The sequence below is a fragment of the Streptomyces sp. NPDC018000 genome (assembly GCF_044328025.1).
Taxonomy (GTDB): Bacteria; Actinomycetota; Actinomycetes; order Streptomycetales; family Streptomycetaceae; genus Streptomyces.
This window is the reverse complement of the sequence record NZ_JBIRGM010000016.1, coordinates 1-20,744: the sequence shown is the minus strand read 5'-3', so window position 1 is coordinate 20,744 and position 20,744 is coordinate 1. Positions and strand designations below refer to the sequence as shown.

The 20,744-nt window shown below is 68.6% G+C and carries 18 protein-coding genes and 1 pseudogene; 11 read left to right on the top strand and 8 right to left on the bottom strand.

Features of this window, described 5'->3' with window-relative positions:
• Window positions 1-7: 7 nt before the first annotated feature.
• The 3 genes from ACH4EW_RS25540 to ACH4EW_RS25530 are packed head-to-tail and all read right to left on the bottom strand — an operon-like array spanning window position 8 to window position 4,057.
• Window positions 8-2,254 (bottom strand): tetratricopeptide repeat protein, encoded by a 2,247-nt coding sequence (locus ACH4EW_RS25540; RefSeq protein WP_398260631.1) that lies wholly within the window; start codon window positions 2,252-2,254, stop codon window positions 8-10.
• Window positions 2,255-2,281: 27 nt separating this feature from the next.
• On the bottom strand, window positions 2,282-3,169 hold the full coding sequence (locus ACH4EW_RS25535) for an oxygenase MpaB family protein (RefSeq protein WP_398260629.1): 888 nt from the start codon (window positions 3,167-3,169) through the stop codon (window positions 2,282-2,284).
• A gap of 12 nt (window positions 3,170-3,181) precedes the next feature.
• On the bottom strand, window positions 3,182-4,057 hold the full coding sequence (locus ACH4EW_RS25530; RefSeq protein ID WP_398260627.1) for a universal stress protein: 876 nt from the start codon (window positions 4,055-4,057) through the stop codon (window positions 3,182-3,184).
• A 434-nt stretch (window positions 4,058-4,491) separates the two neighbouring features.
• Between ACH4EW_RS25530 and ppk2 the strand changes: the two genes are divergently transcribed.
• Complete coding sequence (gene ppk2, locus ACH4EW_RS25525) at window positions 4,492-5,313, top strand: polyphosphate kinase 2 (protein WP_398260625.1); 822 nt, start codon at window positions 4,492-4,494, stop codon at window positions 5,311-5,313.
• A 21-nt stretch (window positions 5,314-5,334) separates the two neighbouring features.
• On the opposite strand, the gene ACH4EW_RS25520 is transcribed toward ppk2, so the two are convergent.
• The gene (locus ACH4EW_RS25520) at window positions 5,335-6,210 is read right to left on the bottom strand and encodes a universal stress protein (RefSeq protein WP_398260623.1); all 876 of its coding nucleotides are present in this window, start codon (window positions 6,208-6,210) and stop codon (window positions 5,335-5,337) included.
• Between the two features lie 206 nt (window positions 6,211-6,416).
• Between ACH4EW_RS25520 and ACH4EW_RS25515 the strand changes: the two genes are divergently transcribed.
• The 4 genes and pseudogenes from ACH4EW_RS25515 to ACH4EW_RS25500 form a co-directional block, all read left to right on the top strand.
• Window positions 6,417-7,388: a universal stress protein gene (locus tag ACH4EW_RS25515; RefSeq protein ID WP_398260621.1), complete on the top strand. Its 972-nt coding sequence runs from the start codon at window positions 6,417-6,419 to the stop codon at window positions 7,386-7,388.
• A gap of 27 nt (window positions 7,389-7,415) precedes the next feature.
• Window positions 7,416-8,108 carry a CBS domain-containing protein gene (locus ACH4EW_RS25510; protein WP_398260619.1) on the top strand — a complete coding sequence of 231 codons (693 nt, stop codon included), beginning with the start codon at window positions 7,416-7,418 and terminating at the stop codon, window positions 8,106-8,108.
• 61 nt (window positions 8,109-8,169) lie between these two features.
• Window positions 8,170-8,790: a CBS domain-containing protein gene (locus ACH4EW_RS25505; RefSeq protein ID WP_398260617.1), complete on the top strand. Its 621-nt coding sequence runs from the start codon at window positions 8,170-8,172 to the stop codon at window positions 8,788-8,790.
• Window positions 8,791-9,293, top strand: a pseudogene (locus tag ACH4EW_RS25500) (Tn3 family transposase); the annotation flags it as partial.
• A 98-nt stretch (window positions 9,294-9,391) separates the two neighbouring features.
• On the opposite strand, the gene ACH4EW_RS25495 reads toward ACH4EW_RS25500, so the two are convergent.
• Complete coding sequence (locus ACH4EW_RS25495; RefSeq protein WP_398260615.1) at window positions 9,392-10,288, bottom strand: aminoglycoside phosphotransferase family protein; 897 nt, start codon at window positions 10,286-10,288, stop codon at window positions 9,392-9,394.
• 186 nt (window positions 10,289-10,474) lie between these two features.
• Here ACH4EW_RS25495 and ACH4EW_RS25490 point away from each other — a divergent pair, with 186 nt between their 5' ends.
• From ACH4EW_RS25490 to ACH4EW_RS25470, 5 genes are all read left to right on the top strand, one after another.
• A complete protein-coding gene (locus tag ACH4EW_RS25490; protein WP_398260613.1) occupies window positions 10,475-10,702 on the top strand; it encodes a hypothetical protein in 228 nt (75 codons plus the stop codon).
• Window positions 10,703-11,087: 385 nt separating this feature from the next.
• Entirely contained in the window at window positions 11,088-12,434 is a 1,347-nt protein-coding gene (locus ACH4EW_RS25485; RefSeq protein ID WP_398260611.1) for a nicotinate phosphoribosyltransferase, read from the top strand.
• Between the two features lie 179 nt (window positions 12,435-12,613).
• Window positions 12,614-13,075, top strand: coding sequence for a Crp/Fnr family transcriptional regulator (locus ACH4EW_RS25480; RefSeq protein WP_398260609.1), 462 nt, complete (start codon window positions 12,614-12,616; stop codon window positions 13,073-13,075).
• A 49-nt stretch (window positions 13,076-13,124) separates the two neighbouring features.
• Window positions 13,125-13,748, top strand: a complete 624-nt coding sequence (locus tag ACH4EW_RS25475; protein ID WP_398260607.1) for a CBS domain-containing protein — start codon at window positions 13,125-13,127, stop codon at window positions 13,746-13,748.
• 133 nt (window positions 13,749-13,881) lie between these two features.
• On the top strand, window positions 13,882-14,592 hold the full coding sequence (locus ACH4EW_RS25470; RefSeq protein WP_398260605.1) for a response regulator: 711 nt from the start codon (window positions 13,882-13,884) through the stop codon (window positions 14,590-14,592).
• Between the two features lie 19 nt (window positions 14,593-14,611).
• Here the strand turns inward: ACH4EW_RS25470 and ACH4EW_RS25465 are convergent, their stop codons facing one another.
• From ACH4EW_RS25465 to ACH4EW_RS25455, 3 genes are all read right to left on the bottom strand, one after another.
• On the bottom strand, window positions 14,612-16,240 hold the full coding sequence (locus tag ACH4EW_RS25465) for a GAF domain-containing sensor histidine kinase (protein ID WP_398260603.1): 1,629 nt from the start codon (window positions 16,238-16,240) through the stop codon (window positions 14,612-14,614).
• Window positions 16,241-16,514: 274 nt separating this feature from the next.
• Window positions 16,515-18,434 (bottom strand): multicopper oxidase family protein, encoded by a 1,920-nt coding sequence (locus tag ACH4EW_RS25460; protein ID WP_398260601.1) that lies wholly within the window; start codon window positions 18,432-18,434, stop codon window positions 16,515-16,517.
• Between the two features lie 261 nt (window positions 18,435-18,695).
• A complete protein-coding gene (locus ACH4EW_RS25455; protein WP_398260599.1) occupies window positions 18,696-19,598 on the bottom strand; it encodes a universal stress protein in 903 nt (300 codons plus the stop codon).
• Between the two features lie 279 nt (window positions 19,599-19,877).
• Here ACH4EW_RS25455 and ACH4EW_RS25450 point away from each other — a divergent pair, with 279 nt between their 5' ends.
• Complete coding sequence (locus tag ACH4EW_RS25450; protein ID WP_398260597.1) at window positions 19,878-20,546, top strand: CBS domain-containing protein; 669 nt, start codon at window positions 19,878-19,880, stop codon at window positions 20,544-20,546.
• The last annotated feature ends 198 nt before the right edge of the window (window positions 20,547-20,744 follow it).

The window sequence follows — 20,744 nt, the reverse complement described above, 5'->3', positions numbered from 1 at the left end:
TGTCCGGTCAGTGCGGTGGCACTCCCTGCCCGCGGCGCAGTGCCGCGACCCTGCGGTACAGCTCGACGGCCTCCGGTCCTCGGCCGAGCTGCTCCAGGCAGTGCGCCTCGTCGTTGCGGGCGGCGAGGGTGTCGGGGTGGTCGGCGCCGAGGACGCGTTCGCGGGCCTCGGCGACCTGGCGGTAGACGGTGAGGGCGTCGGCCCAGCGGCCGAGCCAGCCGAGGCCGACAGCGACCTCGCGGCGGCTGACGAGGGTGTCGGGGTGATCGGGGCCGAGGACGCGTTCGCGGACCGCGCACACGTCGCGCGCCTCGGCGAGCGCCTCCTCCCAGCGGGCGAGGCGCCCAAGGTTGACACCGAGGCCGTGGCGGGCGCGGAGCGTCTCGGGGTCGGCGGGGCCGCCCACCCTCGTCCGGTCGTCGACGAGGGCGCGGTACAGCTCCAGGGCCTCCGCGCTGCGGCCCAGGCAGCCGAGGCTGACGCCGACCTCGTAGCGGGCGGAGAGCGTGTCGGGATGGTCGGCACCGAGCGACCGGGACCGGGCCCGGGCGACTTCCCGGTAGGTCTGCAGGGCCTCCGTCCATCGCCCCAGCAGGCCCAGCGTGTACGCCACTTCGTAGAGCGTGACCAGGGTGTCGGGGTGGTCGGCACCGAGCAGACGGGTGCGGGCCGACGCCACGTCCCTGGCCATCCGGTACGAGTCCTCCAGGCGGCCGAGCCTGCTCAGGTTGAAGGCGAGGTTATGACGGCAGCGCAGGGTGTCGGGGTGGTCGGGGCCCATCGACCGTTCCCGGGAGGCGAGGACTGCCGCGTACACCTGATGGGCCTCGAAGTGCCGGCCGAGCCGGCCCAGGACGTAAGCCATCTCCTGGCGGGCCGCGAGGGTCTGCGGGTGGTCGGGTCCCAAGGTGCGTTCGCGCACCTTGGCGACGCGGCCGAATTCCCGCAGGGCGTCCGACGCGCGCCCGGTGCGGCTGAGGGTGAAGCCGACCTCGTACCGGCTGGAGAGCGTGTCGGGGTGGTCGGGGCCGAGGGCGTGCTCGCGTTCGGCGGCGACCGCACGGTGTACTTCGCCGGCCTCCTCCCAGCGGCCGAGCCTGCCCAGCTCGAGGCCCGCGCTGTGCCGGTCGGCGAGGATGGAGAGCAGTTCCGGCGACGGGGCCGGCCGCTCGGCCCTGACCGGAGGCAGCTCTGCGGCGAGGTGCCGCATGTCGGTGCCGGTGGTCCACTCGCCGGTGAGACCCGCGGAGTGGTCGGGCGGCGCGAGCCCGAGGTGGGCGCCGGACGCCTTGTGTCCGGCGGTCATGCCCCGGGTCCAGGCCGGCAGCCCCTGCCCGGGACGCACGACGGGAACGGGCGGCGCGAGCCGTACCTGTCCCGAAGGCTGGAGCTGCGGCTGCTCGCCGGTCCGGCCGACGGCGATCCGCTGCCGCAGGTCGCCCGCGTCGACGGGCCGCTCCTCGGGGGTCTTGGCCAGCAGTTCCAGGACGACCCGGTCGAAGAATCCGGGGAGTTCGGCCCGGTGGGTGCGCAATGGCTCGGGCTGGGTGTCACGGTGTCCGACGAGGACGGCCCAGGCGTCGTCGAGGTCGAACGGCGGTGCTCCGGTGGCGATCTCGTACAGGACGCACCCCAGTGAGTAGAGGTCGCTGCGGTGGTCGACATGACCGCCGCTGATCTGCTCGGGCGACATGTAGTGCGGCGTGCCCATGGCGATGCCCGTACCGGTGAGGCGGGAGGTGAAGCCGATGTCGTGGCCGAGCCTGGCGATGCCGAAGTCGCAGATCTTCACCGTGCCGTCGGCCAGCCGCATGATGTTGGCGGGCTTGAGGTCGCGGTGCACGATGCCCTGCTGGTGGGTGTAGCCGAGGGCGTCGGCGACCTGTTCGGCGATGTCGACGATGTCGGGAACCGGCAGCGGATGCTGCTTGTTGTCCTCCAGGAGCTGGCTGAGGTTACGGCCGTCGAGGAGTTCCATCACCAGGTAGAGGACGCCCTCGTGCTCACCGAAGTCGTGGACGACGGTGACACCGCGGTGCTGGAGCGCGGCGGCGACTCGGGCCTCGCGGCGGAAGCGTTCGCGCAGAATGCCGGTGAAGGACTGGTCGTGCTGGGGCCCCATCGGCTTGAGGCATTTGACGGCCACATGGCGGCCGAGCGACTCGTCGCGGGCGCGCCACACCTCGCCCATGCCTCCACGCCCGATCACATCGAGCAGTCGGTACCGGCTCTGGATCAGCCTGGTGTCCGCCATCGCCTGCTGTCGCCCCCATCGCTTCGCCTACCCCTGCGCCCTCCCCGGCCCGTCCAGTATGGCTGCCTGGCTGCGCAGTTTGTACGGGGTGGGGCGGCTGCCGGGACCGAGTCGGGCCATCGCGTTCAGAATGTGACCGGGCGGGAGCAGCCAGCGGAGCCGGGAGGGAATGCAGCGCAGCGCGGTTCCGGCGATGCGCAGGCGGCGGTCGACGGTGCGCACGGGCCCCACGGGTCTGCCGTAGAGCTCATGGGCGTAAGAGGGCAGCGACTGGTAGGCAAGTGCCGCGACCCGCCGCCACAGCAGTGCGCGCGCCGGCAGGAGCAGCGGATGGACCGGGGGACGGCGCAGGAAGTCGTCGACGTCCAACGCCTCCGGGGATGCGGCGAGTTGTGGCCGCATCCGTTCGAAGTAGGCGGCAAGCTGTGCGGTGGTGGCCGGTACGTCGGCCGGGTCGAGGCCGACGAGACGTGCGCTGTGGCGGTGCTCGTCGATGTAGCGGTCGGCTTGGTCGTCGGTGAGCGGGAAGCCGGAGCGACGTTCGACCTGGAGGTAGGAGTCGACCTCGGCGCAGTGCACCCACAGCAGCAGCTCGGGTTCGTCGACGCCGTATGCCTGCCCCGTCACCGGATCGGTGATCTTGAGGAGCCGGTGGATCCTGCGGACCCGGGCGCCCGCTTTCTCGGCCGCTTCGGTGGTGCCGTAGGTGATCGTTCCGACGAAGCCGGCCGTACGCATCAACCGCCCCCAGGCGTCCTTGCGGAATTCGGAGTTCTGCATGACACCGCGTACGGCGCGTGGGTGCAGCGCCTGCAGGTAGAGCGCACGCACTCCGGCGACCCACATCATCGGGTCGCCGTGCATCTGCCAAGTGACGGATTCGGGCCCGAAGAGCCCGGGGTCGGCGTCCACCATGTCTTGCTCATATCAAGCATGGGGGACGACGGCAACAGGGCACCGTGCGTGATGGATGGCGGCCTGCGCTACGGAGCCCAGGTGCGACGCCAGGGCGGGACGGTGCTTGCGTCGGCCGACAACCAGCAGCCCGGCGCCCTTCGCGGCCCGTACGACAGCCTTGGCGGGGCTTTCGAGAGCGATGCTCTCGGTCACCTCCACCTGCGGGAACTTGTCACGCCAGGGGCGGAGGGTCTGGCTGAGGAGTTTCTGCGCGTCCTGCGTGATTCCTTCCGTCACTTCGTGATCCACGCCCCAGGGCACATAGGCCTCGAGCGGCAGGCTTCGGCCATGGACGGCCCGAAGCGGCAGGCCCCGCGCTGCTGCGGTACCGAAGGCGAATTCGAGCAGGTCGTCGCCGGAGCCGTGCAGTTTCAGTGCCACCACTACGCCACCTGCCGCAGCTGGAGTGGGCTGCGGCTCTTCTCCGCTCGCTTCGGCACGTACCAGAACCACCGGCCTCTCGGCCCGTGCCACGACGGGCAGGCTGATATCTCCCAGGAAATAACTCTCGACGGGTACCAGCCCCCGCGAACCGAGCACGGTCATCTCGGACTCCGACGCCGCTCGCAGCAGCGCGTGCTGGGCGTCGTCGGCAACCAGGTTGCCGACGACGGGGAGGCCGGGGTGGCGCGCCTGGAGCTCCGCCCGCGCGTTGTGCACAATCCGCTTCGCCCAGTAGTTCTGATCCATCTCCACAGGGACGCCTGGCGTTTCGGGCACCAGCAGAGGCCACGCGTGCAACAGACGCAGCGTGAGCTTGCGCCGCTCGGCTTCGTCGGCGGCCCAATACGCAGCGGCCAGGCTCTCGGGTGAACCGTCGAGGCCCACGGTGACGACTGGCTCCATGACGACTGCCTCCGTCTCGTAAGAAGCCGGACCGACGTGAGCGAGCCCGCTTTTCCAGACTGCTGTCTGTCGTCCCTGTGTCCTGGTCCGTAACCAGGCAGACGACGGTGAGGGGTCACCGACGGTGTGAGCATCTGGGCCGGGCGCGGCTTCGTCTCATTCGAGGAGTACCCCAGATCTCCTTGTGGCGCATGCGGGCCCTGGTGGGGCAGGGGCCAGGTCGCTTGCCTCGGCCCGCTCCCACGCCTTCAGACGCGGAATCCGGTATCGATGCGGCCACCGCGGGCCACTGGCCGGGCGCGGGCACGGCTGCCCATGTGCTCGTGCGAAGACGGTAACGGTGATGCTTTGGCGTAGGCCCATGGCGTCGTGGCTCACTGCCGTTCGGCGCTGATGCTTGACTTTGAGCGTGGTCTCCTCCGTAACGTCGTCCCATGGCAGACGAGAAAGGCGCGGGCAGGCCCGGAAGGCTGCCCCGCTCGCTGTACGAACGGGAGCTGTACCGACTCCAGACCGAGCTCGTGAAGCTTCAGGAGTGGGTACGGGCAGAAGGCGCACGGCTCGTCGTGGTGTTCGAGGGACGTGACGCGGCGGGCAAGGGCAGCACGATCAAGCGTGTCACCGAGCACCTCAACCCCCGGGTGGCACGCATCGTCGCGCTGCCGCGGCCAACCGAGCGTGAGCGCAGTCAGTGGTATTTCCAGCGCTACGTCGAGCAACTTCCAGCTGCAGGTGAAGTGGTCCTCCTCGACCGGAGCTGGTACAACCGCGCAGGCGTCGAACGCGTCATGGGCTTTTGCACCATGGACGAACACCAGCGGTTCCTTCGCCAGTGCCCGATCTTCGAGCGGATGCTGGTGGAGGACGGCATTCTGCTGCGTAAATACTGGTTCTCGGTGAGTGACGCAGTGCAGGAGGAGCGGTTCCGACGCCGCATGCAGGATCCCACCCGCCGGTGGAAGCTCTCTCCGATGGATCTGGAATCGATCACCCGATGGGAGGCGTACTCGCGGGCGAAGGACGAGATGTTCGTCCATACGGACATCTCGGAGGCTCCCTGGTATGTCGTCGAGAGCGACGACAAGCGCCGGGCACGGCTGAACATGATCGCCCATCTGCTGTCGACCGTGCCGTACGAGACAGTGACTGCGCCGGTGATCGAGCTGCCGCCGCGGCCGCCGGCCACCGGATACCAACGGCCGCCGAGGGACCTTCAGACCTATGTCCCCGATCATGCCTCAGAACTCGGGGGGTGAGGCGGGACAGTCTCCGCACGATCAGGCCGCCCGGGGTATCACAGCCACCGGACAGTCGGCGTGGTGGAGCAAAGCATGGGCGACTCGGCCGAGCGGGAGTCCGAGGGGACCTCGGGGGCGACGCGCTCCGACGATGATCAGGTCGGCGGCGGCCGAACGCTGGACCAGCACCTTTGCGGCCGTTCCCTCGACCGCCGCCGAGTGCAGCCGGACCGTCGGTTGATCATGTACGCACTCGGCCACCGCTTCGTCGATCAGGGTCGCCGCACGTTCCTTGCAGTAGAGGTGCGGCTCACCGGCGGTACGCGGATGCTCGGCGCGCTCATGCGAGGGGCAGCGCCAGGCATGTACGGCGTCCAGGACGCATCCCCTGGCTGCGGCCTCACGGAAGGCGAACCTGACCGCTGCCGATCCGCCCTGCGGATCCTCGACTCCCACGAGGATCCGCCCATGCGCGCCTTCGATTCCTGCCTTGTCACCGCGCACGACGATGACGGGACAATGAGCCCGTGCGGCCACGGCCGCGCTGACCGAGCCGAGGAGGAGTCCGGTGACACCGCCACGTCCTCGCTCCCCGGTGATCAGCGCCGCGGCCCGGCGCCCCTCGCGCACAAGGGCGATCACCGCGTCCTCGGGCAGCACTTCGACCGAGACGTCGACGTCCGGATGACGGCGGCGGGCGCGCTGGGCGGCAATTTCGACGATGCTGTCGGCGAGCTGCTGTTCCAGAGGGAGGCCGAGGCCGAGCGCCGGCGCGACGACCTTGTACTGCTCCCATCCGGACGCGTGCACCAGTCGTAGCGGCAGCCCGTGCAGGGCTGCCTCGTCCACGGCCCAGTCGACCGCCCGAAGGCTGGTCTCCGATCCGTCCACAGCCGAGACCAGGGGCACCTTCATCGTCCCCACCGCCTTCCGTTCGACTGCTGAAGAAATTCGACTGCTGGAGAAAGAAGTACCTGTCCTCACCGTTGCACTGAAACAGGACGGCTGTGAGGGCCGGTTCGGCCCCGATGCGGAACGTTCGGCAGGTCCCGGCAGACGTGGTGTCCGCCGCCGGTCTCGCCGCTCTCCCACCCGATGCGAGCTTCCGGGAGAGACTGGAGATGGATTCGCAGGACTTCCTCGGCTTCGTCGAGGCACTCGGCGAGCAGCCGGGCGAGGCCGAGAACAGAGCGCAGGCCTGTGGCGCGCAGGAGGTTCTCGTCATGAAAAACCTCGTGACCGTCGGTGTCGACGGGTCCCCCGAGAGCCGGGCGGCTGCTGCTTGGGGCGCCCAGGAAGCATCCTTGCGGCAGGTGCCGCTGAGACTCGTCCACGTCATCGACTGGCCCCTCAGCCCTGCCGTTCCACGACTGGGCCGCGAGACGGCCGACCGATGGGCCGACGAGGCGCTGGCCGAGGCCCTGGAGGATGTACGCCGCCGGCACCCGCATCTGGAGATCACCTCCCGGTGCCTCTCCGGCAGGCCCGCCGCCGCCCTGGCTGTCGAGGCTGCCGAGGTCGGCCTGCTCGTCCTCGGTTCCCGCGGCCTGGGCAGTCTGATGGGCTTCCTCGTCGGAGCGGTGGGCACGGCGACAATCGTGGCCACCGATACGCCCGTGGTCCTCGTGCGCGTGTCGGATGAACCGGAGCGCGCCGATCCCGCCCCGTACGGCCGGATCGTCGTGGGTGTCGACAGCCACGACGCGCCCGACAAGGTTCTCGCCTTTGCCTTCGAGGAAGCCGCTCGCCGCGGTTGTACCTTGCGGGCGATCCACGGCTGGAAACTCCCGCACGCCTACAGGTCCCTCCCGTTCTTCGACTCCTACGACGAACGGACAGCAGGCAGGAGTGCCGCGCAGATGCTGGACGAACTGCTGCTGCCCTGGCGCCAGAAATTCCCGTCGGTGAGCGTGGACCGGATGGCGTTCATGGGGTCCGCGGGCGGTCGACTCGTCCAGGCCGCGGCGGGCGCGGACCTCGTCGTCGTCGGCCGGCACCTGCGGCGCTCTCCTCTGGGTGCGCACCTCGGACCGGTGACCCATGCCGTCCTGCATCATGCCACCGCCCCCGTGGCCGTCATCGCCCACGACTGACGCCCCCGAGCGAAAGGGATTCGGACCATGACTCATCGCACTGTCTCCGAAGTCATGACCCGGGACGTGGCCACGGCCAGCCCCGAAGCGTCACTCAAGACGGTCGCCTGGAGCCTCGACTACAACCATGTCTCGGCCCTGCCCGTCGTGGACACGCGTCACCACCCCATCGGCGTCATCTCCGAAGCCGATCTCCTGCGCAGGCAAGCCGCTCTGCCCGATACGCAGGGCCATGACCGGATGCACCGGACGGCAGCCACGGACCGCCACATCATGGACGCCCGCACCGCAGGCGATCTGATGTCCACCCCCGTGCTGACAGCCCGGCCCGAGTGGGGCATCGTCGAGACAGCCCGCTTCCTGCACGAGCGGGGCGTCAAACGCCTTCCGGTGGTCGACGACACCGGAACACTCGTCGGCATCGTCAGCCGCTCCGATCTACTGCGCCCCATGCTCCGCCGCGACGAAGCCATACACGATGAAATCATCGACGAGGTGCTGGGCCGAACGCTCCGGATGGCCCCGGGCGGCGTGACAGCAACCGTGCAAGAAGGAGTCGTTACCCTGAGTGGCACAGTCGAGGAGCGCTCAAGCATCCCGATCATCGAGCACCTGTGCTTGTCTGTCGATGGTGTCGTCTGCGTCGACCAGTGCCTCGAATACGCCGTGGACGACCTGGCGCCGGATCCCGGACCGGCGCGTAACACCGGCGACCGCTGACGTCCACACCGACGTGACGGCCCGGTTCGACGCCGCAGTACCCGCATGAAGGAGAGCGACGATGAGGCATCGCAGCGTCTCCGACCTCATGACACCCACAGCTGTCAGCGTCCAGCGCGGCACCACGTTCAAGGAAATCGCCCGGCTCCTCGACGAGTTCGGCGTCACCGCCGTGCCCGTCGTGGACGAGAAGGAGTGTCCTGTGGGCGTCGTCTCCGAAGCCGACCTGCTCCGCAGGCGCAGCTCCGGGAGCGGCGCGAACACCGCCGTCGGTCTCATGAGCCACCCGGCGATCACTGCGGCACCCGAGTGGAGCGTCGTCCGCGCGGCCCGCATCATGGAGAAGCACAAGGTCAAGCGACTCCCGGTCGTCGACAGCGAGGGCCGGCTCATCGGAGTGCTGAGCCGCAGCGACCTCCTGCAGCTCTTCCTGCGCAGGGACCGTGCGATCCAGGAGGAGATCCTCGAAGACGTCCTGACCCACACGCTCCGGCTCAGTCCGTCGTCGCTGACCGTCGAAGTGGCCGATGGTGTCGTGACCCTCAGCGGCACCGTGGGACGGCACAGCCTCGTCCCCATCGTCCTGCGTCTGTGCGGGAGCGTCGACGGAGTTGTGGACGTGATCAATCGGCTCAGCTACGAGCAGGACGACATGCCGGTCGATGTACGAACGGGCACTTAGCTGGTCGCGCTGCTCGTCAGCGAGGGCTGCAACATTGACCGGGTGCCGGTGGTCAACCCGCACATCCCAGCGTTGACACGGGGCCGGCTCGCGCACGTCGACCAGGCCTACCTGCGTGCGGATACGATCGCCGCTGCGAACGGCCTGCTGATCGCAGCGCAGTCGCGGATCGAGATCGCCCAGATGAGGGGCGGCGGCCTGCTCGCCTCGGTCGACGGGCGGCGGTTCGTCGTCCCGGTCCGCTCCATCAACACCGCCCGAACCGGACTCCGGGGTCCGCCCGGACATGGTGACCACCGACAATGCCTCTTACTCCGACATCGCCTTCGGCATCTACAAGATCCTCGGGTTCCGGTTCGCGCCCCGGTTCAGGGCACGCGACGAGTACTTCGTCTCGCGCAAGGAAGATCAACCTGAAGAGGATCGAGACGCACTGGCCCGACACGCTCCGCGTCGCGGGATCGCTGATCACGAACCAGATCCGCGCCTACGACCTGCTGCGGGAGATCCGCAAACTGCTGATCAATGCGCTGGCCGCGACCGGGCAACCAAGATCGAGAACAGGTTTAAAGAAATCGAGAACAGGTTTAAAGAAGGTGCGTCAAACGCCCTTCAGAACACGATCAAGTGCCGCCCGGCCTCCAGGTCCCCAGTGCGGCTTGCCGCCGGGAAGGCCCCGATCTCCGTTCTGCCCCATGAGCATCAGGAACAGGCTCTTCATAGCAGCCAGCCCGCGGGCGCGCCGGATCGCCGCCTCGTCTGCATGCGCGTACATGTCGAAGAACCGTGAGGCCGCGCCTGCGGGCAGCAGCACCCATGCGGCGGCGAGGTCCCACGCCGGATCGCCGGCGAACATGGCACCGAAGTCGACGATGCCCGAGAGCGTTCCGTCCGAGACAACGACGTTCGCGGGATGGAGGTCGCCATGCACCCACACCGGCGGACCCTCCCACGCGTGGGCCGCAACGGCGTCGTCCCAGACAGCCCGGACGTCGGCAGCGATGTCGTCGGGGACAACGGCCTGGAAGAAGTGCTCGAAGCCGTCCGTGCAGTTCCTGGGATGGGCACCGAAGTCCGTAGCGATCGGCGCGTCGGCGGGCGCCTCCACATGGAGCGCCCGGAGGAAGCCCGCCAGCGTGTCGGCCGCGTGGGCGCCGCGGCTGATCGAGCCGTGGTCCAGCGGCTCGCCGGGAACCCACGTCATCACGGTCCAGTGCTTGGGGAAACGCTCGGACGGTTCGCCGAACCGCACCGGGAGCGGCACAGGGAGCGGCAAGCGCGGGGCCAGCACAGGTAGCCACCGCCGCTCCTTCAGCTGGAGCTCCGGAGTGGGGTCCATGCGCTGCATGCGCACGGCCAACTCGTCCCCGAGGCGCCACATCTGGTTGCCCCAGCCGCCCGCCACCTCCTGGATAGCCAGCCCTGCAAGGTCTGGATGTTGCTCCTGCAGCAGGTCGCGGACCAGGTCTGCGGTGATCTCGATCTCGGTGTCGGTCATGCGAAGTCATAGTACTGAGGCGGCAGCCGGAGCAGTTCTCGCTCTCCGGAACATCTCGCTGTGGTCCCTCTGGCATCACCAATTCGGTTTCAAAAAGCTGCAGATCAGAAGCTTTGGGACGGCACGGCCCCAAAGTTCAGAGAAGCCTGCATCCGCTGCCCGGTCCTGCGGCCCGACCCTGCGCAGATGCCCCGGCTGGAGGAGATCCACGCGAACCTGCTCGACCGGCTCCAAGAGGCCAGAGAACAGGGCTGGGTCGGCGAAGTCGCCGCGATCGAGGCCAGCCTCGCCGCCGCCGAGCAGAAGCTCGCCACCATGCGCGACCTCGCAGACCGGCACACCACGGTCCACCTCGGCATGCCCGACTTCCGCACCAGCGCCGGCCGGAGCACGACAGGCCCTGGTGGCGACTGACCGCCGTGCGACCGCCGGTCCCTCGCACCTGTGCTGTCCAGCTGCCTCAGGCGGAGCGTCAGCTGGGCTCGTTCGGATAAGACCAGCTCGGCGCCCTCGGCCTGGTGCTGAACGCCGCGGTGCTGTGGACCACCCGCTACCTGGACGCCGCCGTCGAGCAGCTGAGGGCGCTGCCCGCCGACCAGCGCGAGCACGACGTCCTGGACGAGGACGTGACGCTCGACCGACGAACACCCGGGTCGGGCAGCTGCTCCGGCATCTGGCTGGCTCACGAGGCACAGGGGGCCGATAGTGGAAGGGGAAGAGGCAGGCGGGTGCGGCGCGACCGCGCGGGGGCCGGGAGGCAGTCCTGGAGGAATGACGCGACGGGGAGGAAGGTGCCTCGATGTCGAATGCCACGAGCACCGACCTCTACGAGGTCACGATGGCTCAGTCGTACCTGTGCGAGGGCATGACCGCTTCGGCGACGTTCAGTCTGTTCGTACGCGATCTGCCGCCGGACCGGGGCTTTCTTGTCTGTGCCGGGCTGGATTCGGTCCTCGATTTCCTCTCCGCCTACCGTGTGGACGCAGAGGACGTGGACGTCTTCGCCTCTGTGTTGAAGCGGCGGCCCGAGGATCTGGCACCTCTGCTCGGCCTGGAATTCAGCGGCGAGGTCCGGGCAGTGCCCGAAGGACACATCGTGCTGGCCGGAGAACCCCTGCTGGAAATCACTGCGTCTCTCCCGCAGGCCCAGCTCGTAGAAACCTACGTACTCAACCTGCTCAGCCACCAGACCGCCATCGCCTCCAAATGTGCCCGGTGTGTTCTGGCGGCCGAAGGACACCCGGTCGTGGACTTCTCCCTGCGCCGCACCCATGGCATCGAAGCCGGGCACCGGGCCGCCCGGCTGGGTGCCATGGTCGGCTTCGCCGGAACCAGCAACGTGGAGGCGGCTCACGCCGAGGGCCTGACCGCAGTCGGCACGATGGCCCACTCGTACATCGAGGCGTTCGGTACCGAGGAAGACGCGTTCCGGGCCTTCGCCCGGTCCCATCCGGGTCCGGTGACCTTTCTCGTGGACACCTACGACACCGTTGCAGGCGTGGCAACGGCGGCGCGCGTACTGCGCGATCTGGGGCTCGGCCCGGGATGCGCCATCCGGCTGGACAGCGGTGACCTCGGAGCCCTGGCCGTACAGGCGCGGGCCGGCCTCGATGCCGCCGGCCTCCAGGAGACCCGGATCGTCGCGAGCGGTGGTCTCGACGAGTTCGCCGTTGACCGGCTGGTCCGTTCCGGAGCGCCCATCGATACGTACGCCGTCGGCACCCGGATCGGCGTCTGTGCAGATGCCCCCTACCTGGATTCCGCGTACAAGCTGGTCGAGTACGACGGTCGGCCGGTGATGAAACTGTCATCGGCCAAGGTGACGGCGCCAGGTCGCAAGCAGGTGTTCCGCCGGCCGGGATACGCGGATCTGATGTCCCTCATCGACGAGCAGCCGCCGCCGAACAGTGTCCCGCTGCTGGAGTCGGTCATGCGGGAGGGGAGACGCGTTTCAAAACCCACAGAGCTGGAAACAGCCCGGCAGCGGTTCTTCGCCGACCTCGCCGCACTGCCGCCGGAGGCCCGCACCATCAGGGCGCCGACCGCCCCGAAGGCAGAACTCTCAGGACGCCTCGCCTCACTGGCCGCAGATGTCCGTCGGTACATCGAGAAGAATCTGCTGGGGGACGCTCACGGCACCGCCTGATCCGGTCTCGCACTCCGGCACGGAAGGTGCCCTCGGCCGACGGGGGCGCCAAGTGCTGCGAAAGATCGAACACAGTCCCGCCCCGGGCCGGACGGGTCCACGCAGGGGGCCGGTCGACCCATGTCCGCGAGCCCGCTCTCCAGCGATGCTGAAACCGAAGGCTACAGAGGAGGCCACCGATGAGCACTTCCCCCACTCGCATCACCACGGCCCTACCCGCCCCGTACCGTGCCCGTCTGATGCAGATCGGGCATGAGGTCAATTTCGCCGAGGGAACCCGTCTCTTCCACGAAGGAGACCGCGCAGACCGCTTCTGGATCCTGCGTTCGGGCACCGTCACGCTGGACTTCCGCGTACCGGGAAACTCCCCGGCCACGATCGAGAGCCTCGGGTCCGGCGAACTGGTGGGCTGGTCCTGGTTGTTCGAGCCCTACGTATGGCACCTGGGCGCGGAGGCGATGACACCTGTCCGTACCCATGAGTTCGACGCAGCGACGGTACGGATGATGATGGACGCGGATACAGCTTTCGGTTCGGCCATCGGCCATTGGGTCGGGCAGGTGCTCGCCCACCGGCTGCAGGCCGCTCGGATCCGTCTGCTCGATCTCTACGCCCCTCACGGCAGCGGCGGCTTTGTGTGATGCACACCGCCGTGCCACCACTGCAAGAGCCACGCCCGAGGAGCACGCCATGGCTGCATCCCGGTACACCGTCAGCGACGTCATGACCCATACGGCCGTGGCCATCGGCCGCGAGGCGTCGTACAAGGAGATCGTCGAGCTGATGCACCAGTGGAAGGTCAGCGCGGTGCCGGTTCTCGAAGGCGAGGGCCGTGTCGTCGGGGTCGTATCCGAGGCGGACCTGCTGCCGAAAGAGGAGTTCCGACAGGACGGCCCTGCACTGCCCGGCCAGTTGGAGGAGGCGTCCAAAGCCGACGCGGTACTGGCAGAGGAGCTGATGTCGAGCCCGGCCGTCACGGTGCACCCCGATGCCACACTCGACGAGGCCGCCCGCATCATGGCGCGCAAGCGAGTGAAGCGCCTGCCCGTCGTCAACGGCCTCGGCATGCTGGAGGGCGTCGTGAGCCGCAGCGACCTGCTGAAGGTGTTCCTTCGCCCCGACGAGGAGATCGACGAGGAAATCAGATCCGCTGTTGTCGCCGAACTCTCTCCCCTGGACCGCGTGGAATTCTCCGTGCTGGACGGAGTCGTCACCCTGCACGGGCCACTCCGGAACCGTTCCCTGGTGCCCCTGCTGGCTCGGGCCATTCGCGCGGTCGAAGGCGTCGTGGACGTGCGCATGGAGCTTGCCTGATTTTCTCTCCAGGCACTGTTCCCGCAGCAGCCGGTCCGGGACGGGACCGTCCAGCCCTGGTGCGTGTCCCCTGCGCAGACCACGATGAGTGGGTGCGGAACGCGGGCAGCACGTCGACAGCAAGGAGGACGCCATGAGCGACGAGAGCGGTTTCTCGGCGCAGAAGCCGATCCGCGTGTTCCTGCTGGACGACCACGAGGTCGTCAGGCGCGGTGTACAGGATCTGCTCGACGCGGAACCCGATATCGAGGTCGTCGGCGACGCCGGAACAGCCGCTCACGCGCTGGTCCGCGGGCCGGCGCTCCGCCCCGATGTCGCGATTCTCGACGTGCGGCTGCCGGACGGCGACGGGATCACGGTCTGCCGTGAGCTGCGCTCATGGATGCCGGAACTGGCCTGTCTGATGCTCACCTCGTTCGACGACGACGAGGCGCTGCTCGATGCCATCATGGCCGGTGCGGCAGGCTACGTACTCAAGGAGATCAAGGGTTCGGACCTCGTCGCCGCCGTCCGCACGCTGGCTTCTGGGCGCTCGACCCTCGACCCGGCGACCACCGCACGGCTGATGAGCAGCCTGCGCGAGGAGGAATTCGGCACTGAACCCGCAGAGGACGACGCGCTGTCGGGGCTGTCGCCTCGGGAGAAGGACGTCCTCGCTCTGATCGGTGAAGGGCTGACCAACAGTCAGATCGGTAAGCGCCTCTACCTGTCGGAGAAGACGGTCAAGAACCACATCTCCCGTCTGCTCGCCAAGCTGGGCGTCGAGCGCCGCATTCAGGCAGCCGTGATCGCGGCGCATGCCACGGAACACTCCCCGCACGGTACGGAGCGCCATCAAAGGTGACTCCGCGGACCCCAGGGCCTCAGGAAGGCCGGAGCGGCACCCGCCAGCTCAGCCGGGTGCCACCCTGCGCCGACGCACCCACGCTCATGTCGCCGCCGAGTTTCTCGGCGCGCCGTGCGAGGTTGTCGAGCCCGCTTCGGGACCCGCCGTGCTCGGGCATGCCCACACCGTTGTCGGAGACGACAAGGTTCAGTGCCCCCTCAGCCACCACCAGCGAGATGTCCACCGCTGTCGCCCGTGCATGGCGGGCGACGTTGCTCAGGGCCTCGCCGAGGACCGCGATCATCTGCTCGGCGATCTCGGCCGGCACGTCCGTATCGATCAGCCCTCCCATCCGCAGAGAGGGCTGGAAGCCCAGGGTCCGTACGGCCTGCTCGACCGTGGTCACCGTCCGAGAGCGCAGCCCCTGGCCTGCACGGCCCGATTCACGGGCGCGGAGGCCGAAGATGGTAGACCGAATGATCTTGATGGTCTCGTCCAGGTCGTCCACTGCGCGTAGCAACCGCTCGCTCGCCTGTGGCTGTTCCACCAGCCGCACCACGCTCTGCAGCGTCATCCCGGTGGCGAACAACCGTTGAATGGCCAGGTCGTGCAGATCCCTGGCGATGCGGTCACGTTCTTCCAGCAAGGCGATCTGTTCGGCGGACTCACGCCGCTCGGTGAGCTCCATCGCCAGGGCCGCCTGCCCGGCGAACGCCAGGAGGGGCGCGGTATCCGAATCGGTGAAGGCAGGACGCTCCTGTACCCGGGCCAGCAGCAGCACCCCTCGGGTCCGCTTCCCCGTCACCATCGGTACCGCGACAGCAGGGCCGAGCCCCGCCCACCTCGGGGGGCCTTCGGTGATCCTCGGATCGTGCACGACATCGACGCTGGTGATCGGCTCGCCCGCGTTGAGAGCCGCACCGGCGAACGATCCCTCACGTGGCAGAACCAGACCATGATGCACTTCGGCGTCAACGCCCGACGCGACTGCCACACGGAGGGACTCTCCCCCGGCTGGAAGCGCCAGGACGCCGAGATCCGCGCCGAGAATGCGCGCGGAGTGATCGACGATCATCTGCAGGACGTGGGCCTCGTCCGCCCCGCTCAGCAGAGTCGCCACGATCTCACTGTTGGCTTCCTGCCAGCGTTGACGGTCGCGGGTCTGCGCATACACACGGGCGTTCTCGATGGCGGCCCCCGCTGCCACCGCGAGTGCCGAGAGGACGGTTTCGTCCTCTGCGTCGAATGCGCGGCCGCCCCGTTTTTCGGTGAGATACAGATTGCCGAACACCTCGTCGCGGACCCGGATGGGGACTCCCAGGAACGAGTGCATCGGGGGATGGTTCGGTGGAAGCCCGTAGGAGGACGGATGCTCGGAGAGTTCCCTGAGCCGCAGCGGCCGGGGGTGGCGGATCAGCTCGCCCAGGATGCCGTGCCCTTCGGGCAAGGGTCCGATGGCCTCGCGCTGCTCTTGTGTTGTACCCACCGGCAGGAACTGCGTGAGCCGGGTTCCCTCACCGACCACGCCCAAGGCCCCGTATTCGGCGTCGGCCACGACGACCGCGGCCTCGACGATCCGGCGCAGCACCTGGGGCAGGTCAAGCCCTCTGCCGACCGACATGACGGCCTCCAGCAGAAGGGCCGCCTCGGCAGGTCCACGTTTCACGGTGTCGAGGCGCCCGTGAAGGTCCTCCGGCAATGTGCTCAGCCGGCGTCTCTCCCTGCCGCAGCGTTCGGTTCCGTCGTCGCCCACCGTGCCTCCGTCTTGCCCTGTGCATCCCGGGCCGGCCACACCTCCACGTTACGACCTGGGGGCCGATAGTTTCCGCACGCCGATCGGCATCCGGTACGCGGCACCCCCGACGCCGAGGTCCCCCGACCAGGACCACTGGGACTCGAACACCGGTGATTCGGCCTGCCCGACGGCAAAGGTTCCGCCTTCATCCGACGGTGTAGGGCCGCATCATTTCGTTGTCTTCGTGTTCGAGTATGTGACAGTGCCAGACGTACCGGCCTGGCCGGTCGAATGTCGCCTTCAGCCTCGTCACAGCACCCGGGTAGGCAATTGCTGTGTCCTTGAACCCGCTCTCCCACGGCTCGGCAGGACGGGCGGCACGGCCGGCCTGTTGCCGGTCGAGGACCTGGAACTGGACCTCGTGGACATGGATCGGGTGGGCATCCTTCGTGAGATTGTGAATCTCCCAGATCTCGGTCGCGCCCAGGGCCGGATTCTCCGTGACGGGGTCGTCCCAGCGCATCGGCACAGCGGCTCCGTTGCGGTCCAGGGTTCCGAGCAGCATTTGCCGGGGGCCGACGTGCGGCAGCGACGCGGAGTTCTGTTCGCTGAGGGAAAGCTGTCGGATGCGGCTCGCCTTCCCCAACGGCTCGAACGACGGAAGCGACAGCTGGGAGGGTGGCACGGTCGTGTCCGGTGTGGTGAGCGCTTCGACGACGAGCTTCATGACCTGCCCGGTGGTGGACGGGTCCGCCGGGGAGAAGTCCGCACCCGCCTTCCCGCCCTGGAATGCTTTGTCGGGGCCCTCGTTGATGAGATACAACTCGGTCCCCACCGGGAGCGACGCGAAGTCGACGATCACGTCGGCGCGCTCGGCGGGAGCGATGAGCACCTGGTCGCGCCGTACGGGCGTGGGGAGGAAGCCTCCCTCGCTGCCGATCTGCCAGAAGGGGAGGGCGGGGGCCGCGGGGCGGTGGGCGAGTGCGCGGGTGACGATCTTCAGGATCAGGCACCGCGAGTTGCATCCGTTGAGAAGCCGGAACCGGTAGCGGCGCGGTTCGACTTGAAGGACCGGCCAGGTTCTCCCGTTGGTCACCATCGCGTTGCCGAAGAACTCGGGGTTCCAGATCGGAGAGATGTCGCTGCCCGGGATGTAGGGGCCCCTGAATCCGTCGAAGGCAGCGCGTCCGGCCGGGTAGAAGAGGCTGCCGTCGACGTGGAACGATCGGTCCTGGATGGCGAGAGGGATCTCGTAGTACTTCCGGCCGGGCGGATCACCGGCTCGGGGTGCAGGACCCGGCAACACTCCATCGGGAAGGTCCGCAGGTCCGCCTCGCAGAAGGTAGAACCCCGCCAGTCCGGCGTACACATTCAGGCGCGTGACGCCCATGGCGTGATCGTGGAACCAGAAGGTCGAGGCTCTCTCCGCGTTGGCATACTGGAAAACGGCGTCCCCCCGGTCCCAGGCATCGCCGAACCGGTCTTCGAACTTGTCCTTGAACTCATCGTAGAACGAGCCGACTTCGGCGTATCCCGCGGGAAGGTCGACCGCGTCGGGAAGGTACCAGGCTTCGGTGTAGCCGTCGCTCTCCTCCGAATTCCGCCCGCCATGCAGGTGTGTCACGATCGGCACCGGGCCCGAGTACGCCCCGGGTGTCGAGCGGAATCCCGGACGTGAGTCCCGGCCCGATACTCCGCCCGGAGGGTTCGCCCAGTGCAGTGTGGGGTCGACCGGCAGCAGGTGCGGCAGGTAACGGCCCGCGCGATCACGCAGCTGGTTCTTCCACCTCACCCGCGCGGGCGTTCCGGCACGGGCCTCGACGGTGAACGCGGGGTAGTGGAAGCTGCGCGGATGCAGAGTTGAGCCGTACCCCCACACGGTCGTCGCCGGCAGACCGGAGGGCAGCACCTGCTGCTGGAACTGCCGCACACCGATCACGTAGTGGTCGATGCGATCGGCGACGCCGCCCCCGGCCTGCGGCATGACGGGCGGAACGACGAGCCGCGTGACGTACTTGTCCACCTTCCCCGGGTCCAGAAGGCCCCCACCGGCCGACGTCCGGAGCCGCGGAGCCATATAACCGGCCGGAAGGAGCGCGAGCATTCCGCCGGCCGCTGCCTGCACGACACGCCGCCTCGTGACCACCCGCTCCTCCAGCGCTCGTCGGACTGACTCCAGCCCTGCGGTCTGTTCCAACTCCGCTCGGCAGTGCCCCGAGACCGCCACCAGCAGGCCCTGGGCATCATCAGGTTGCCGCAGTCGGTAAGTCAGTGCGTTGCTGGACTACTCCGGTCGAGGATCCTCTCGACCACCGCCGACGGCAGCCGAATTGTCGCCGGTGGATCTGGACGTGCTGGGCAAGCAGAGACGTACTGACGACGCCCGTCACGACTCACCCCTGTGTGCGGGGCCGTGCCGCGGGATGAGCTGCACGGGGCAGTGCGCGTGGTGCAGAAGGCTGTGCGCCGCCCGGCCGAGGGTGGGGCCGATGTATCCGGGTGACCGTCGCCCGCCCATCACCAGCAGGTCCGCGTGGCGCGATGCCTCCACCAGGACTCCGGCCACGGTCAGGCTCTTCTCAGCATCCGTCCGCACGGTCAGGGCCGGGAATTCGTCGCGGATCAGATCCGCCACGGCGGTCAGGTGATGGACGTGTTCGCCGGCGATCGCCTCGATGTCGTCGAGCATGGTCACGGCGAGTCCGGCGGACTCGAAAACGTTCCACACGTACAGCAGTCTCAGCGAGGCCTTACGGATCTCTGCTTCGCGTGCCGCGTACCGGGCGCATTCGGCGTCGTGCTCGTCGCGGACCGCGGCGAGCACCACTCCGGTCTCGGCCCCCTCGTCAATGCCCCTGACCACAATGACGGGCGTCGTGGCACCTGCGGCGACCTTCAGTCCGACGGATCCGAGCATGAGGTGCTTGAACCCGCCGAGGCCGCGGTTGCCCACCACGACAGTGCCGCGGAGGCCGGCGGCCCGGTGCAGGCCGGGGACGGGTGCGCCGCGGCTGAACTCCGTGGTGACATGCAGCCCGGGGTACTTTTCCGCGACGGCAGCGGCGGTTTCCCGCAGCAGTTCGTGGCCCGCGCTGCGAACGCGCTCGATGCTCTCCGCCGAGAGGTAGAGCACCCGGCCGTCCGTGTCGGCCGCGTAGACGATGCGCAGCGGACTGTCACGGAGCGTGGCCTCGGCCGCTGCCCACAGCGCTGCCCGGCGGGCCGGCCCCGAGCCGTCGACGCCAACGATGACGGAGCCCAGTTCCGGGCTGCCGGCGGTGCCTTTCATAGTTCCTCCTCGCCGAGGGCTGCTGAACGGTCAGCTATCACGCTGGCACTGCGGGCTCTGGGGCAAGAGGGCCGTTCAGGACCACCCCGGGGCCCAATGGACCTGACGGGGAATCCTGCCGTGCCCGGATGCCCAGACTCCCGAGCCTGGTCCGACCGGTCCCGGCCAAGACCCGTTCGGCCCTCCTCATCCGGGCACGGCCCGGCAGATCGTGGTTTCTGAACAGCACGCGGGCGCTGCGTCCGTGCGAGTCCTGGCGAGACGGCAGGGGGTGCCGCGATGAAGCGCATCAAAGTGGGCGACCTGATGACCGACGAGGTCGTCTCGGTCGTGCCGGTCACCTCCTTCAAGGAGGTCGCGAAGCTGCTCGCGCAGCACAACATCAGCGGACTGCCCGTGCTGGACGCCGAGGACCGGGTCGTCGGCGTCGTCTCCGAGAGCGACCTGCTGAGCCGACAGGCGGCGGGGCATCCGGTAACGGGCGACGCCCCTGACGCCGCCACCAGGACCGTGGCCTCGTCGGAAGGCGAATTCACCGCTGCCGAGATCATGTCGGCACCGGCCGTGACCATCCACGCGCAGCAGACCGCACCGGATGCCGCCCGGCTGATGACACGCAGCGGCGTCGAGAGGCTCCCGGTGGTCGACGACGAGGACCGGCTCGTCGGCATCCTCACCCGCCGGGACCTGCTGCGCCTCTTCCTGCGACCCGACGCGGAGATACGACGACGCCTCGTCGAGGACGTACTCGAAGACACCATGGAGATCGGCCCCGGCACGGTCACCATTCATGTGGTGGACGGCGTAGTCACCCTGGAAGGCCGGCTGGAGAACCGGAACCGGATCGCGATCCTGACACGCCTTGCCGAACAGCTCGACGGGGTGGTCGCGGTCATGAACCATGTGACCGCGCACGACACGGACGGCCCCGTGTCCGCTTCCCCGTAGCGTGCCGCGCAGGGACCGCCCGCAGAGCCGAGGGGCCGCTGAGTCGTCGTCCGACACCCTGCGAGGCCGGATCGACCGTGAGATGGGCTGGACAGCGGTCGCACCCAGGCCCGGGGAGGCCGTCCTCGTCCGCTGACCGGCGCCGGACGGCCTTCGCGACAGAACACCGTAAGGCCCCATCCCGGTGCGTAGCTGCGA

Excerpts from the sequence above, each read along its gene's own strand:
- ACH4EW_RS25535 (WP_398260629.1), bottom strand. The coding sequence starts at position 3,169 with ATGGTGGACGCCGACCCCGGGCTCTTCGGGCCCGAATCCGTCACTTGG.
- ACH4EW_RS25530 (WP_398260627.1), bottom strand. The coding sequence starts at position 4,057 with ATGGAGCCAGTCGTCACCGTGGGCCTCGACGGTTCACCCGAGAGCCTG.
- ACH4EW_RS25505 (WP_398260617.1), top strand. The coding sequence starts at position 8,170 with ATGAGGCATCGCAGCGTCTCCGACCTCATGACACCCACAGCTGTCAGC.
- ACH4EW_RS25450 (WP_398260597.1), top strand. The coding sequence starts at position 19,878 with ATGAAGCGCATCAAAGTGGGCGACCTGATGACCGACGAGGTCGTCTCG.
- ACH4EW_RS25540 (WP_398260631.1), bottom strand. The coding sequence starts at position 2,254 with ATGGCGGACACCAGGCTGATCCAGAGCCGGTACCGACTGCTCGATGTG.
- ACH4EW_RS25490 (WP_398260613.1), top strand. The coding sequence starts at position 10,475 with ATGCCCCGGCTGGAGGAGATCCACGCGAACCTGCTCGACCGGCTCCAA.
- ACH4EW_RS25455 (WP_398260599.1), bottom strand. The coding sequence starts at position 19,598 with ATGAAAGGCACCGCCGGCAGCCCGGAACTGGGCTCCGTCATCGTTGGC.
- ACH4EW_RS25480 (WP_398260609.1), top strand. The coding sequence starts at position 12,614 with ATGAGCACTTCCCCCACTCGCATCACCACGGCCCTACCCGCCCCGTAC.
- ACH4EW_RS25470 (WP_398260605.1), top strand. The coding sequence starts at position 13,882 with ATGAGCGACGAGAGCGGTTTCTCGGCGCAGAAGCCGATCCGCGTGTTC.
- ACH4EW_RS25510 (WP_398260619.1), top strand. The coding sequence starts at position 7,416 with ATGACTCATCGCACTGTCTCCGAAGTCATGACCCGGGACGTGGCCACG.
- ACH4EW_RS25475 (WP_398260607.1), top strand. The coding sequence starts at position 13,125 with ATGGCTGCATCCCGGTACACCGTCAGCGACGTCATGACCCATACGGCC.
- ACH4EW_RS25495 (WP_398260615.1), bottom strand. The coding sequence starts at position 10,288 with ATGACCGACACCGAGATCGAGATCACCGCAGACCTGGTCCGCGACCTG.
- ACH4EW_RS25485 (WP_398260611.1), top strand. The coding sequence starts at position 11,088 with ATGTCGAATGCCACGAGCACCGACCTCTACGAGGTCACGATGGCTCAG.
- ppk2 (WP_398260625.1), top strand. The coding sequence starts at position 4,492 with ATGGCAGACGAGAAAGGCGCGGGCAGGCCCGGAAGGCTGCCCCGCTCG.
- ACH4EW_RS25520 (WP_398260623.1), bottom strand. The coding sequence starts at position 6,210 with ATGAAGGTGCCCCTGGTCTCGGCTGTGGACGGATCGGAGACCAGCCTT.
- ACH4EW_RS25515 (WP_398260621.1), top strand. The coding sequence starts at position 6,417 with ATGGATTCGCAGGACTTCCTCGGCTTCGTCGAGGCACTCGGCGAGCAG.